The organism is Acinetobacter sp. ANC_7511, from assembly GCF_056779975.1.
On sequence record NZ_JBWYIY010000022.1, the window covers coordinates 11,838 to 26,267 of the forward strand.

Here is a 14,430-nt window from a genome sequence, read left to right on the forward strand (position 1 = left end):
TCTTGCATCATCTCCAAAGAAAAAAGCTCAGTAAATTTAGCGCAGCTCTTCGGAGCTCTTTTTTTAGGAAATGACGATGAATATGATTCCCGCATTAAATCCACTCAGTGCACCTTGCCAATGTAGTTTCGACTTACAAGATTGGGAAATTCTCGCGCAATATTGGTATCCAGTGGCTCGTATTCAAGATGTTTCAACCACACCACATCAGGTCACTTTACTTGATGTAAAAATGGCGATTTACCAAACTGACAATGGGGAAATTCGATTAGTGCGTGATATCTGCCCTCATCGTGGTGTACCTCTAAGTAAAGGATGGGTAGAGGGTGAAGAAATTATTTGCCGATATCACGGTCTAAGATTCGACCTTGCAGGGAAGTGTACAAAAATTCCTGCTCAACCTGATTTAACTAAGATATCTGACCGTTTTAGTTTAACTCAATTTCCAGTAATTTTGAGATATGGACTGGTCTGGACTAGCTTGCATGGACGTGATTTTCAACACAATAATATTCCCCAACTTGACACTTGGGATCATCCTGATCATCAGTCTATTTTACCTCCATATGTTGATATTGCAGGCTCAGCAGGTCGTCAACTCGAAGGATTCATTGATGTAGCTCACTTTGCATGGGTGCATCACGAAGCTTTTGCAGATCGAAACAACCCAGTTGTACCGAAATACCATACTGAGAGAACAGACTATGGTTTAAAAACAATTTATATTAGTGGTGTCAGTAATTACCCGCATGCTTTGAAACACCTAGAGCCAGAAGGTTTTGAGTGGAAAAGAACTTTTGATATTTACCCACCATTTTCAGCGATATTAACTGTAGATTTTCCAGACAATGGGATTTTAAAAATCTTGAATGCGTGTTGTCCTGTATCGGTCAATCAAACCAGATTATTTGTTCCTTTGACGCGTAATTTTGATCAGACTGGAGATTTACAAGCAGTCTATGATTTTAATGCCCAAATTTTTGCCGAAGACCAAGATATCGTAGAATCGCAAAAACCTGAAGAATTACCACTTGATTTAATGATGGAAGCGCATTTTGAGGCTGATCGATCTTCGACTACTTATCGTCGTATTCTCGCAGAGTGGGGGCTCAGCAAACGATATACAGTTTAATTAAGATAGATCAGTTACAATCAATCGAAAAAATTAAAAGTGTAGGTTTTAAATGTCTTCTGTAGTTGCATCGACGGCGATTCGCGGTCGCTTCCTAGATATTCAGAATACGGTTGCCCAAGCGCGTGAAATTCACGACCAAGTGCGTTACGTAGAAGATGGTTTATTGATTACTCAAGCGGGTAAAATTCAATGGTTTGGTCGTTGGGAAGATGGGCAACAACAGCTCCGTCAGCTTGAATCCTCTATCCAAGTTGAGCATTACCCAGATCAACTGATTGTTCCTGGTTTTATCGATACGCATATTCACTTTCCTCAAACTGAAATGGTAGGTGCGTATGGCGAACAATTACTCGAATGGCTGAACACTTATACCTTTCCTACAGAAATCCAATTTCAAGACAAAGCTTATGCAGACCAAATTGCACACTTTTTTGTCAATGAGCTGGTGAAAAATGGCACAACGACTGCATTGGTTTTTTGTACAGTTCATAAAGAATCTGTTGATGCACTATTTGAAGCGGCAGAACAATACCAGATGCGTTTGATTGCAGGCAAAGTATTGATGGATCGTCATGCACCTGAAGCACTGACAGACACCGCTGAAAATGCTTATACAGATAGCAAAGAATTGATTGAGAAATGGCATGGTAAAGGTCGAAACCTTTATGCCATTACGCCTCGCTTTGCGCCTACCTCTACACCAGAACAATTAAAAAGAGCAGGGCAGTTAAAAACTGAATATCCTGATGTATATATTCATACTCATTTGAGTGAAAACACCAATGAAATCGCTTGGGTGAAAGAGCTTTTTCCTGAGCAAAATGGCTATTTAGATGTGTATCACCACTATGGATTAACAGGCAATAAATCTGTTTTCGCTCACTGTGTTCATTTAGAAGAGCATGAATGGGATTGTATGCATCAAACAAACTCTGCAATCGCCTTCTGCCCGACTTCAAACCTCTTTCTAGGAAGTGGATTGTTTCCATTGAAAAAAACCTGGGATAAACAAGTTAAAGTCGGTCTTGGCACAGACATCGGTGCGGGGACTTCATTTAATCAGCTTCAGACGTTGAATGAAGCCTATAAAGTTCAACAACTCCAAGGCGACAAATTATCTGCATTTGAATCGCTTTATCATGCGACCCTAGGTGGAGCAAAAGCATTAGCGCTCGAGGATAAACTTGGTAACTTTAATATTGGAAAAGAAGCGGATTTTGTTGTATTAAATTTGAATGCCACTGCATTACAAACATTAAGACAACAACGCGCTAAAAATATTGAAGATGCACTTTTCGCATTGTTTACCATGGGTGATGATCGAAATATTGAGGCGACTTATATTTATGGACAAAAAGCATATCAACAATCAGCATCCTAATGCTCAGACTCAACCACAACACCCAATTAAAAAATATGTGTTAATTGGTGCTGTATTCTTAGTTTGTGCTGTCGTACTAAAACGCGATGCGCATTAATAAACCATTAGTTTACATTTCGTTTTTTTAAAAAGGGTGCAACATTCTGGGATATGTTTTAAAATCGAAGCATATTTCAGGTGTTGCAGGTCAACACCTTTTTTAATTTTAGAATTGTTGTTTTAGGTATCTACCCATGACCATTGACATGAAAGTGTTGATTTCCGCTGAAGAAATTCAAGCGAAAGTTAATGAACTTGGTAATCAAATTAATGCTCACTATGCAAATAGTGATCGAGAATTGGTTCTTGTAGGCTTACTTCGCGGTTCAGTGATTTTCATGGCAGACCTATGCCGCACCATTGAAAAACCACACGAACTCGACTTTATGACAGTTTCAAGTTACGGCAGTGGAACGACTTCTAGTCGTGATGTTAAAATTCTAAAAGACCTTGATGGTGAAATTCATGGTAAAGATGTTCTTGTCGTAGAGGACATCATCGATTCAGGCAATACGCTGAGTAAAGTGGTAGAAATCCTTGAAACTCGTGAGCCAAACTCTATCAAACTTTGCACGCTGATCAGTAAGCCTTCTCGAAGAGAAATCGACTTGGAAGTAGAGTTTCTAGGATTTGAAGTTGAAGATAAATTTATCGTAGGTTATGGACTAGATTACGATCAAAAATACCGTCATATTCCATTCATTGGTGAAATCGGTCTGTAATGTTTTTCAAGAAAGTGGCATATGCCACTTTCTTTATAAACAACAAAATAACAACAACATGTAGCGTGATTCTTCTTTTCAAACATCAATACATAATCAACTATATTTGAGCGACACAATAAAAATTCATGATAAAAAGGAGAACAAGTATGTTTTCACTTATTGGAGCTATTCTTATCGGTTTTATAGCAGGTTTAATTGCTCGCGCAATTCATCCTGGTGACGATAAAGCAGGTTTCATTGTCACGACGTTATTAGGTATTGCTGGTTCATTACTTGCTACATATGGTGGACGCCTTCTTAATATTTATCCCGAAGGTTCATCGGCAGGTTTTATTGCTTCAGTCATAGGCGCAATTATCGTTCTGTTTATTTATAACCTCGTTACCAAAAAATCTTAATCAAAAAAGCACCTTGTTAAGGTGCTTTTTTTCATTTCTATGAACTAGATTTTATAAGTTCAGCTCTTTCCAAATTTTTTCAATTTCTGAAGCTGGATAAGCGCCTGTTACCTTAAATCCATTTTCAAAAATAATTGCTGGCGTTCCTTGAACACCTAGACGACGTCCAAGTTCCAAATTTCGTTCAATAGGGTTTGAACAATCAGCTTGGGCTGTTGGTTGTTGATTCTTTTGTAAAAGAGCATTCCATGCAAACTCACGGTTTGCGGAGCACCAAACTTGTTTAGAGGGCTGGATCGATTGAGATTTAATTGGATACATAAACGTATAAATTGTCACATCTTTTAACTGGCTTAAATTATTTTCAAGCGTCTTACAATATGGACAATTTGGGTCAGAAAAGATCGCGAGCTGACGCTTACCATTCCCCCTTACAGTCTTAATGGCATCTTGAAGTGGAAGTTGTTTAAAGTCGACTGAATTATGTTTCAGCACCAAATCACGTGTTAGATTTTTTTGATCTTCGATACGAATCATTGATCCAAAGAATAAATGCTTAGCTTCTTCATCAATATAAATAATCTGATTGTCTAAAGATCCGCTATAGAGACCTTTCATCTCAGTTTTTTGTAAATTTTGAATATTCAATTTTGGGTGCTGCGTTTTAATTTTTTGCTGAAGCAATTCAATATTCGCAAAACTAGAACTTGTAGACAGTGCAAGTAAAGCACTGATTAAAATTTTTTTATACATAAGTTGAGCATATGTTTGATGGATATTATTGCTTATTCTAATCTTCTACTTTCTACAAAGATCAGTTTTTATGTAATTTTAAACCTCATAAATTGTTTCACGTGAAACCAAATATGACAGTTGAATTTTAACTGATTGAAGATAATTGACTCATGCTTAACAGTCGACATAGACTAATGAATCTTCGTATCAGCACTGCTGTTCTATAAGACAAATAATGAATGAAAACCAATCGTGGCGAGATTTTATTCTCGTAAGTATCGCACTCTGTATCGGCACCATTGGAACAGCGCTTGCTAGCCCACTTTATCCAATTTACCAAGAATTATGGGGGTTAAACCCGAGCGATATCACCTTTATTTTCGTTTCCTACATGCTAGGGTGCCTGACCACCTTACTGTTTTTGGGCAGAACCAGTAATACCATTGGTTATGTAAAAACTATGCAACTTGGGCTCATTTTTATCACCATTGGCTTGTTAATGTCTATCTTTGCGAGCGATGTCATGTCTCTCTCATGGGGAAGATTTATCATTGGTATCGCATCTGGATTGATGACAACATCTGCTCTTATTGGGCTTATTCAAACTGTTCCAACTTCCCATAAACAAATTGCACCACAATTAAGCTCAATCATTACTGCTGTTGGATTTGGGTTAGGTCCTTTATTTGGGGGATTTTTTGCTGAATTCTTTGCATATCCTTTGGTAATACCTTATGTACCCATTGTGATAGGTTCAATATTTTGCTTCTTTAGTCTATTTACACTCAAACCTATACCTTTTGATGTGCAAAAATTTAATTTTGCTCCCAAATTATTAACACCACAATCACATGATCGCACTCAATTTTTTATACTGAGCTTGACTGCATTTGCTGTTTTTGCAGGATTTAGTTTATACGCCTCACTATCTCCTTCATTTGTTAAAGACATTTTGCCTTGGCACGGTCCACTGATTAGTGGTTCTGCCATTACTGTCATTTTACTGATTTCAGCTGCGACACAATTTTTTTCAAGATCAATCAAACCGCAATCCAGCCTATTACTCGGTATCATGACTTGCTTCATGAGCGTGATCGCTTTATTCCTCTGTATGGAGTTTAAAATTAGCTGGTTATTTTTCCTAAGCGATGGTCTGTTTGGGATTGGACATGGCTTAGCTTTACTTGGGGCTTTCGGACTTATTCATCACATGACCACACCTCACAATCGAGCCGCCGTCATGTCTACTTATCTCTTTATCGGCTATCTCGGAACGATTCTACCCATCCTAGCAGTAGGATATTTAGCTGACCATTTTGGGCTTACAAATGCAGTGATTTGGTTCTGTATTGCAATTTCAATCTTACTGATTGTTTTATTCATAAAGCAGATGATGGTTAAGCCAAGCAAGTTACCTTTAGCCAATTAACCAAAAAGCCCCTTACTGGGCTTTTTAAACCACAGATAAAAACTCGTTTACTTCCCAATACAGAAAGAGCCAAAGATTTTTCCGAGTAAATCATCCGCACTAAAATCACCAGTAATTTCACCTAATGCATTCTGTGCGAGACGTAACGATTCTGCGACAAGCTCTCCTGCATGGTAAACAACAAGTTGTTCACGAGCTTCCGCAAGATAAGATTGAGTGCGCTTCATTGCGTCTAGGTGGCGTGTTCTTGCAATAAAGGTATCTTCTTCAGGCTGAAAGCCTGCATGTGCTGTAATCGCATCTACAAGCGATTGAACACCCATTTCTTGCTTGGCTGAGACCGTAATGTGTCTAAAGCCTTGGAGATCAGCAACTTTAGCTTCACTATCTACTAAATCACATTTGTTAGCGATTAAAATTAAGCGTTTAGGATCGATATAATTAGCAAAGTAAGTATCTGCCAAATGCATCGGATCTTCACCTTGACTCAAATCGTAAACCAAGAGTAGGAGATCAGCATTTTCTATTTCTTTAATCGCTCGACGAATACCTTCCTTCTCAACAATATCTCCCGTTTCACGCAGACCTGCTGTATCCGTCAGGGTAATTGGCAAACCATTTAGGCTTATTTTCTCATGTAGTACATCACGCGTTGTACCTGCAATGTCCGTTACAATCGCGCGCTCAACACCAGCCAATGCATTCAATAAACTCGATTTACCTGCATTGGGTTTCCCTGCAATCACCACTTGTAAACCTTCACGCAGAAGTTGACCTTGGCGTGCTGATTGTTGTACTGCACCCACTGATGCCTGCACATCTTCCAATAACGCTAAAATTTTTCCATCTGCAAGAAAATCAATTTCCTCTTCAGGAAAATCAATCGCCGCCTCAACATGTAATCGTAAGTGAATGAGTTTTTCTAATACTGTATTTACTTTAGAAGAAAATGCGCCTTGCAATGAACGTACTGCAGAACGAGCTGCTGCTTGTGAAGTAGCATCAATTAAATCAGCGATTGCTTCTGCTTGGACTAAATCCATTTTTCCATTTTCAAAAGCGCGCATTGAAAACTCACCCGCTTTTGCTGCAATTGCGCCTAACTCTAACAGTCGACCCAATAATGTGTTTTGAATCACCGGTCCACCATGACCTTGTAACTCAACTACATCTTCACCCGTAAAAGAATTCGGATTTGGAAAACAAATCACCAAACCCTCATCCATGACTTGCCCATTCGCATCAAGAAATTGACGAAATGCAGCATAACGAGCAGGACCGAGTGCCTTACCAGTTAAAGCCTCTGCTATGGCATATGCCTTAGGACCAGACAGTCGAATTACACCTACACCTCCACGACCTGGCGGTGTTGCAATCGCAGCAATAGTGGTTTGATGTTGTAGGTTCGTCATTGAAATGATCTCAAAGCAAGGCAAAAAAAATCCGCCTAAGGATATCACCTTAAGCGGATCGATTCAGCTACTAACAAAACTTAGTTCGTAGATGCTGTATCTTCTTTTGCTAAGCGAGCTTTCTCAACACTCTTATTGATCAGACCTTGCTGAAGAATCGTGATCAAGTTGTTGACAATCCAGTAAAGCACAAGTCCAGCAGGGAAGAACAATAAGAATACCGTGAAAATAATCGGCATAAACTTAAAGACTTTTGCTTGCATTGGATCTGTCGGCTGTGGGTTCAACATTTGTTGAACATACATCGTTACACCCATCAACAATGGTAGGATAAACCATGGGTCCATTGCAGATAAATCTTGAATCCAACCTAACCAAGGAGCGTGGCGTAACTCAACAGACTCCATGAGCACCCAATACAAAGCCAAGAAAATTGGCATTTGAAGAAGTAAAGGTAAACAACCAGATAATGGATTGACTTGTTCACGCTTATAAAGTGCCATCATTTCTTGTGAGAAACGCATACGGTCTTCGCCGAACTCTTCTTTCATGCGTTGCATTTCTGGTGCAATCACACGCATTTTTGCCATAGAGCGATAGCTCTTAGATGAAAGAGGCCAAAGAATAAGTTTCACAAGAATTGTCAATAGAATAATTGACCAACCCCAGTTTCCAACAATGCCATGGAAGAATTGCAAACCTAAAAATAGCAATTTCGCAATTGGCCATAACCAACCATAATCAACCGTTTGATTTAAACCAGTTGCCAAGTCTTTTAATTCAGATTGAATTTTTGGACCTGAGTAGAATGTTGCATCAACAGTCATTGTTTTGCCAGCTGGCACATTAATGGTAGGCGAAGTAAAGCCAATGATATTCATACCATCAGCAGATTTACGTGACTCCATTTTTGCAGAATACGGCTGGTTACCGAAGTTACCAGGTACCCAAGCACTTACAAAGTAATGCTGAACCATTGCAACCCAACCACCTTGAGCCTCAACACTTAACTTTTCTTCATTAAAATTATCAAATTTTAATTTGTTATAGTGTTCATCAGGTGTACCCCAAGCACCACCTAAATAAGTGCCCAGCGTAAAGATTCCTTGATCAGTTTTACCTGGATCTTCAGAGTTGTCACGTTTGATCTGACCAAACATTTGACCTTGCCAGTTTTGCTGACTACGGTTAATCACTTGATAACTTACGTTAACTGGATATGCACCTTCTTGGAAAGTGAACGTTTTGATGATTTCAACACCATCAGCCGTTTTTAATACCATTGGTACTTTTAACACTTTCTCAGCTTCACCATCTTTATTGGTGGTTGCTTGAGCATCAGCTAAAGTATAAGTCGACTTTTCAAACTCAAATGTTGGACGTCCACTACGGCTACTGTCAGGTCCATTTAAACCAATTAAACCTGATTGAGCGACATAAGTACGTTTCTCATCATTTTCAAGCATAACGAACGGTTGTTCACTATTTTTACTTTTATCATGATTGAGTAGTTCAACACGGACAATGTCACCACCTTTAGGGTTAATCCAAAGATGATATAAATCAGTTTGAACAGCAACTAATTGTTGATTTGCTGTTGCAGGTGTAGTTGTGTCTTGTTGTTCAGCTGCAATATTTGCTTGCGGTATATCAGTTAAACCCGCTGTCGTTTGGCTCGTTGGCAGATCAGCAGAAACATCTTGGGCAACGACGGCAGCAGGTGCTGTCGCAGCAGTTGTTTCAGTTTGACCATAGTCTTTTTGCCAAGCAAGAATAAGCAAATATGCGGTGACAAACATGGCCCCGAGAATTGCAAACCTGGCCCATTGTTGCATATCGATTACCCCAATTGGTTAGAGTGATTTTTGGTTCAATAAACGCTCACGCAAGGGTACAGTAACGTGAGTCATTTGAGAATCTATTTGCTGAAATGAAATAAAACGAATTGCTTTTTTGGGAACAGGATCATATCCACTTCCACCCCACGGATGGCAACGACAAATCCGTCGCGTTGCATACCAGACACCTTTAATCGGGCCATGTATATGAATAGCTTCTAACGAGTATTGAGAACAAGTTGGGAAATAACGGCAACGAGGTCCAAGGAGCGGACTAATCGCAATTTGATAGAAACGAATCAACCAATGCAATATACGGACCATTGGCCACCTCTAACTTTGAGGAGAGGGAACTGATATTTTATGATGTTTTTTTACAAGACGCTGTAGCTTCTGCCATGCAAATTGTAATTGCTTATGCAATTCAGCATTCGGAATCGACTCAATACCTACCTTAGGCATGACCACAATATCCAATAAATCTATATCTTGCTGATTTAAGCGAAAACTTTCGCGAGCAATACGTTTTATTCGATTTCTTTCATGTGCACGGCGCACTTTCTTTTTAGCAACAACAATACCTAAACGGCTTTTAGGCTGTTTAGTCGGTGTAGCTAAAAATAAGAAATGGGGTTGATGCACTTTAAAAAGCGCACCATCAAATACACCTTTGTAATCTGCAGCACAGCGGATTCTCACCTCTGGACTGAAACTATAAAGTGTCATAACACCCAAATCGTCGATAAACTAAACTGGTATTAAACAGTTAAGCTGTGACGACCTTTTGCACGACGACGAGCTAATACTTGACGGCCAGCTTTAGTCGCCATACGAGCACGGAAACCATGAACGCGTTTACGCTTTAATTCAGATGGTTGGAAAGTACGTTTCATATCGAAACTCCAAAGTTGGTGTTCTATAAAGGTTCGCGATTGTATTGTGCATTGTTTGTTCTGTCAATATTAAACAGTATTGTGTAACACTTTTGATGAAAGTTGCTTGAGTCTGAGAAAGATACAAATTTGTTAAATAATCTATTTATACACAAAATAAATATATGTTTTTATTATAGTATTTAAGTTAACCACAGAAATATCCATAAACTTATACACAAGATGAATTTTAATTATGACTGATTTTTAAATTTGAATTTAAATTTAAACACAAGGAATGATTATCCACAGAAAACCGAATCTTATTAAATAAATTCAAATTTATAAATTTAAATTTATTACTATTAGGGTTGTAATTTTCTATGGATAAGGCATTATTTTTTTTTAAATATATATACTTAGGTTGTTGATAACTATGTTTTCATATTTTTTATAGATTGTGGATAAGTTATTACTTTTATTTATCCACAGTTTGTGGAAAACCTTATCCACACCCTATTTTAAATTTAAATTTAGACTTTTAAATTTGATTATTTGTGTTTAAAGTTCAAAATTACTCATGACATATGTGGATAACTTGGGTATGATTGCCTCCCCAATCTCATGGGGTTGTTTTTAAATTTAAATGGAATGAGGGGTTTCACATGCTGTGGACAGACTGCTTAAATCGCTTGCGACAAGAGCTCTCAGATAATGTCTTTGCAATGTGGATACGTCCATTGGTTGCCGAAGAGGTAGATGGTGTTTTAAAGCTTTATGCACCTAATCCTTACTGGACACGCTATATTCAAGAACATCATTTAGAATTAATTAGCATTCTTGCAGAACAAATGTCTGAAGGACGTGTTTGTAAAGTTGAAATTTTAGTCGACTCACGACCAGGCGCGATTTTATCTGCTTCAGAGCAACCTGCGACAACAACTGCAGCGCTTGAGTCTTCAGCAGCAGCACCTGTAGTCAGAGCAAAAAAAGAAAGCAATGAGCAGCAAAATACAAAAACATCAAAAAAACGATTATTAAATCCGCTGTTTAATTTTGCATTGTTCGTCGAAGGGCGTTCAAATCAGATGGCGGCAGAAACCTGCCGTAAAGTGTTAACTCAGTTAGGCGAACCTCAACATAACCCGTTATTTTTATACGGTCCGACTGGTTTAGGTAAGACCCACTTGATGCAAGCAGTGGGTAATGCTTTATTACAAGCTAAACCAAATGCTCGTGTGATGTACATGACTGCTGAAAGTTTTGTTCAGGACTTTGTGAGTTCACTTCAACAAGGTAAAGTCGAAGAATTTAAAAAAAATTGCCGTTCACTGGACTTACTTTTAGTGGATGATATCCATTTACTTGCAGGTAAAGAAGCCAGCTTAGTTGAGTTTTTTTACACGTTTAATGCCTTATTAGATGAATCTAAACAAATTATTTTGACCTCAGATCGCTATCCTAAAGAGTTGACCGAGTTAGATCCTCGTTTGGTATCTCGCTTTTCATGGGGATTATCGGTAGGGGTAGAACCGCCTGATATTGAAACTCGAATTGAGATTTTACTTAAAAAAGCTGAAAGTAATGGTATCGATTTGCCTCGTAACTGTGCGCTCTTTATTGCACAGCAAGTTGTGGCAAACGTACGTGAACTTGAGGGTGCATTAAATAAAGTCGTCGCGATTTCTCGTTTTAAAGGGACACCAATCGACTTAGATGTGGTGCGAGAATCACTGAAAGATGTTCTTGCGATTCGTGCTCGTACTATTAGCACCGAAAATATTCAGCGTGTAGTCAGTGAATATTTTCGTATCCCATTGAAAGAGTTGGTTGGACCTAAACGAACTCGTATATATGCTCGACCACGTCAATTAGCAATGGGGCTTGCGAGAGAATTAACGGGCGACAGTTTTCCTGAAATTGGCATGGCATTTGGTGGTCGTGATCACAGTACAGTCATGCATGCCTGTGAAAAAGTGCAGAGTTTGTGTGCTGAAGATCCCATCTTTAATGAAGATTACAAAAATTTAATGCGCTTATTACAAAGCTAAATCTGTTTAAATTCTATTCTTGCAATGCGGCATATTCTGCCGCATAGTACATGATTAAAAGTGTTTTAGTCTGTCGTCGATATACTGTTTTTAGAGGAAATCCATCGTGCGTTTGAAGATCGCGAAAGAAAGCTTACTCAATGTTTTGTCTCATGTTGTAGGTGCTGTAGAACGTCGCCATACGTTAAATATTCTTTCAAACGTCAAAGTTCAGGTTACTCAAGATGCACTGACGATTACAGGTTCCGATCTTGAAGTTGAACTTGTTGCGAGTACAACGCTTTTAGAGGGAGCATGTTTACAAGCAGGTCAAACCACAGTACCCGCACGTAAATTGATGGATATCTGTAAATCTTTACCGACAGCAGCACTGATTGATTTACAAATCACAGAAGACCAGCGTTGTATTTTGAAATCTGGTAATAGCCGCTTTGTATTAGGAACATTATCTGCTGAGGATTACCCTTTATTAACGACTGAAAATAGTCAAGGGACTCAAGTTCAGGTCACTGAACGTGAACTAAAACGTTTATTTGAAAAAACCTCTTTTGCGATGGCTGTTCAGGATGTCCGTTTTTATCTTACAGGTACTTTACTTGAAATTGATGAAAATCAGCTTCGTGCAGTGACGACAGATGGACATCGTCTTGCTCTTTGTGAAACATTGGCCAGTTCAAATGCTTCGCAGTTAGTGCAAGCAATTGTGCCTCGTAAAGCGGTCGGTGAATTACAGCGTCTATTGAGTATCGAAGATAATCAACTCTCGCTGTTAATTGGTCGTGAGCTCCTGAATGTTACTTTGACAATTCCAAGCCGTGATAAAGAGCAGGGTGATATTACTGTTCGTATTACTACAAAATTAATTGATGGTAAATTCCCTGATTATCGACGTGTTATTCCTCGTGGCGGTGATAAAACAGTTACGATTGCACATGATATTTTCAAACAATCATTACAGCGAGTTGCTATCCTGAGTAATGAAAAATTACGTGGAGTATTTTTAAACTTCAATCCAGATTCACTGCAACTTCGTGCCAATAATCCAGAGCAAGATGAGGCAGTTGAAGATCTTGCGATTCAATACAATAATGCACCTATGGAAATGTCATTCAACGCACAATACATTTTGGATGTATTGAATGTGCTGGATGGTGATGATGTATTAATGACGATGACTGAGGCAAACCAATCTGTATTGGTTCAAGATCCAGCACATCAAGATCAAACCTATGTCGTCATGCCGATGCGTGTTTAATGTTGTTTTTGATTTAGTTTAATCTGGTCATGTTCATTACGCGTTTAAATATCCAGCGTGTGAGAAATTTAAAAGCGGTTGCACTCCAAGAGTTGCAACCGTTTAATGTTTTTTATGGACAAAATGGTTCAGGAAAAACGTCTATATTAGAAGCAATTCACTTATTGGCCACTGGTCGATCTTTTCGTACACATATTCCTAAACATTACATTCAAAATCAAATGCAGGATGCGATTGTATTTGCACAGTCTGCTACTGAAAAGATTGGTATGCAAAAGCTCATTACAGGTGAGCAAAATATTAAAGTGAATGGGGATAGTATTGCCACGCAAGGACAGCTAGCCAAAATTTTACCATTACAGCTTATTGACCCTCTGAGTACAGATATTATTGATCACGGAGCTAAACCAAGACGACAATTGCTAGATTGGTTAATGTTTCACGTGGAACCAGATTTTTATTATGCATGGCAATTTTATTCTAGAGCTTTAAAACAACGAAACAGCTTATTAAAATCAAAACGTAATCTGACGCTGCAAGATTTAGAAGCATGGAACAAAATGCTTAGTGAGTACGGTGAAATATTACATTTACAACGTCAGTCCATTGTTGAACAGTGGCAGATATTTTTTCAGCAAGATCTTAAAACACTATTACCAGATATCGAGATCCATATGGAGTATGCAGCAGGCTTTCATGTGGAACATGGCTTGGCTGAAGACTTGATTTTGTATCATCAAAAAGACTGCGAAAGACGCTATACAGAATATGGTCCACACCGTGCAGATTTAAAGTTAAAAACCCCAACAGGAGATGCAGATGCCGTACTGTCACGGGGGCAAAAAAAATTATTAATCATGGCTTTAAAATTGTCACAGATCGCAATGTTGCATGCGTCTAATAAGGAAACTGTGGTATTATTAGATGATGTGACAGCAGAATTAGATATAACCGCACAACAACGTTTAATTGAGCGATTGAGCCAACTTGGTAGTCAAGTTTTCATTACCACTTTAGACCATGAATCTGTACAAAAGCATTTACATGATTTGTCTATTTCCTATCAATTATTCAATGTTGAAAACGGTTCTGTTCAAGTTGTTGTGCAATAATTTTTTGAAGTTTTCTCCATCTTTGGATAGACCTTTTTTTCACTAGGG

Annotated in this window: 14 protein-coding genes and 1 pseudogene; 9 read left to right on the forward strand and 6 right to left on the reverse strand. The window is 38.5% G+C overall.

The window, feature by feature from the left end; translation table 11 throughout:
- Positions 1 to 76 precede the first annotated feature (76 nt).
- The 5 genes from AC1M9L_RS13350 (at position 77) to AC1M9L_RS13370 (ending at position 3,678) form a co-directional block, all read left to right on the forward strand.
- Positions 77 to 1,132, forward strand: a complete 1,056-nt coding sequence (locus AC1M9L_RS13350; RefSeq protein ID WP_481592396.1) for a Rieske 2Fe-2S domain-containing protein — start codon at positions 77 to 79, stop codon at positions 1,130 to 1,132.
- Positions 1,133 to 1,184: 52 nt separating this feature from the next.
- Positions 1,185 to 2,516, forward strand: a complete 1,332-nt coding sequence (gene guaD, locus AC1M9L_RS13355) for a guanine deaminase (RefSeq protein ID WP_481592397.1) — start codon at positions 1,185 to 1,187, stop codon at positions 2,514 to 2,516.
- Positions 2,482 to 2,613 (forward strand): hypothetical protein, encoded by a 132-nt coding sequence (locus AC1M9L_RS13360; RefSeq protein ID WP_257219949.1) that lies wholly within the window; start codon positions 2,482 to 2,484, stop codon positions 2,611 to 2,613. Before guaD ends, AC1M9L_RS13360 begins: the two co-directional genes overlap by 35 nt.
- Positions 2,614 to 2,749: 136 nt before the next feature.
- Positions 2,750 to 3,277, forward strand: a complete 528-nt coding sequence (gene hpt, locus AC1M9L_RS13365) for a hypoxanthine phosphoribosyltransferase (protein WP_481592398.1) — start codon at positions 2,750 to 2,752, stop codon at positions 3,275 to 3,277.
- A 149-nt stretch (positions 3,278 to 3,426) separates the two neighbouring features.
- Positions 3,427 to 3,678: a GlsB/YeaQ/YmgE family stress response membrane protein gene (locus tag AC1M9L_RS13370; RefSeq protein ID WP_035268591.1), complete on the forward strand. Its 252-nt coding sequence runs from the start codon at positions 3,427 to 3,429 to the stop codon at positions 3,676 to 3,678.
- 51 nt (positions 3,679 to 3,729) lie between these two features.
- Here the strand turns inward: AC1M9L_RS13370 and AC1M9L_RS13375 are convergent, their stop codons facing one another.
- Complete coding sequence (locus AC1M9L_RS13375) at positions 3,730 to 4,431, reverse strand: DsbC family protein (RefSeq protein WP_481592399.1); 702 nt, start codon at positions 4,429 to 4,431, stop codon at positions 3,730 to 3,732.
- Positions 4,432 to 4,648: 217 nt separating this feature from the next.
- Between AC1M9L_RS13375 and AC1M9L_RS13380 the strand changes: the two genes are divergently transcribed.
- Positions 4,649 to 5,842 carry an MFS transporter gene (locus AC1M9L_RS13380; protein ID WP_092768718.1) on the forward strand — a complete coding sequence of 398 codons (1,194 nt, stop codon included), beginning with the start codon at positions 4,649 to 4,651 and terminating at the stop codon, positions 5,840 to 5,842.
- A gap of 47 nt (positions 5,843 to 5,889) precedes the next feature.
- On the opposite strand, the gene mnmE is transcribed toward AC1M9L_RS13380, so the two are convergent.
- The 5 genes and pseudogenes from mnmE to rpmH form a co-directional block, all read right to left on the reverse strand.
- Positions 5,890 to 7,254, reverse strand: a complete 1,365-nt coding sequence (gene mnmE / locus AC1M9L_RS13385; protein WP_092768715.1) for a tRNA uridine-5-carboxymethylaminomethyl(34) synthesis GTPase MnmE — start codon at positions 7,252 to 7,254, stop codon at positions 5,890 to 5,892.
- An 80-nt stretch (positions 7,255 to 7,334) separates the two neighbouring features.
- On the reverse strand, positions 7,335 to 9,089 hold the full coding sequence (yidC, locus tag AC1M9L_RS13390) for a membrane protein insertase YidC (protein ID WP_035268599.1): 1,755 nt from the start codon (positions 9,087 to 9,089) through the stop codon (positions 7,335 to 7,337).
- Between the two features lie 5 nt (positions 9,090 to 9,094).
- Positions 9,095 to 9,416, reverse strand: a pseudogene (gene yidD / locus AC1M9L_RS13395) (membrane protein insertion efficiency factor YidD).
- A 9-nt stretch (positions 9,417 to 9,425) separates the two neighbouring features.
- Positions 9,426 to 9,818, reverse strand: a complete 393-nt coding sequence (gene rnpA, locus AC1M9L_RS13400) for a ribonuclease P protein component (RefSeq protein WP_035268604.1) — start codon at positions 9,816 to 9,818, stop codon at positions 9,426 to 9,428.
- Positions 9,819 to 9,850: 32 nt separating this feature from the next.
- Complete coding sequence (gene rpmH / locus AC1M9L_RS13405) at positions 9,851 to 9,985, reverse strand: 50S ribosomal protein L34 (protein ID WP_000831329.1); 135 nt, start codon at positions 9,983 to 9,985, stop codon at positions 9,851 to 9,853.
- A gap of 644 nt (positions 9,986 to 10,629) precedes the next feature.
- On the opposite strand from rpmH, the gene dnaA reads away from it, so the two are divergent.
- The 3 genes from dnaA to recF all read left to right on the forward strand — a co-directional run bounded on the left by dnaA (position 10,630) and on the right by recF (position 14,382).
- Positions 10,630 to 12,015: a chromosomal replication initiator protein DnaA gene (gene dnaA / locus AC1M9L_RS13410; protein WP_035268607.1), complete on the forward strand. Its 1,386-nt coding sequence runs from the start codon at positions 10,630 to 10,632 to the stop codon at positions 12,013 to 12,015.
- 106 nt (positions 12,016 to 12,121) lie between these two features.
- Positions 12,122 to 13,270, forward strand: a complete 1,149-nt coding sequence (dnaN, locus tag AC1M9L_RS13415; protein ID WP_180028822.1) for a DNA polymerase III subunit beta — start codon at positions 12,122 to 12,124, stop codon at positions 13,268 to 13,270.
- Positions 13,271 to 13,299: 29 nt separating this feature from the next.
- Entirely contained in the window at positions 13,300 to 14,382 is a 1,083-nt protein-coding gene (gene recF, locus AC1M9L_RS13420; RefSeq protein ID WP_481589591.1) for a DNA replication/repair protein RecF, read from the forward strand.
- The last annotated feature ends 48 nt before the right edge of the window (positions 14,383 to 14,430 follow it).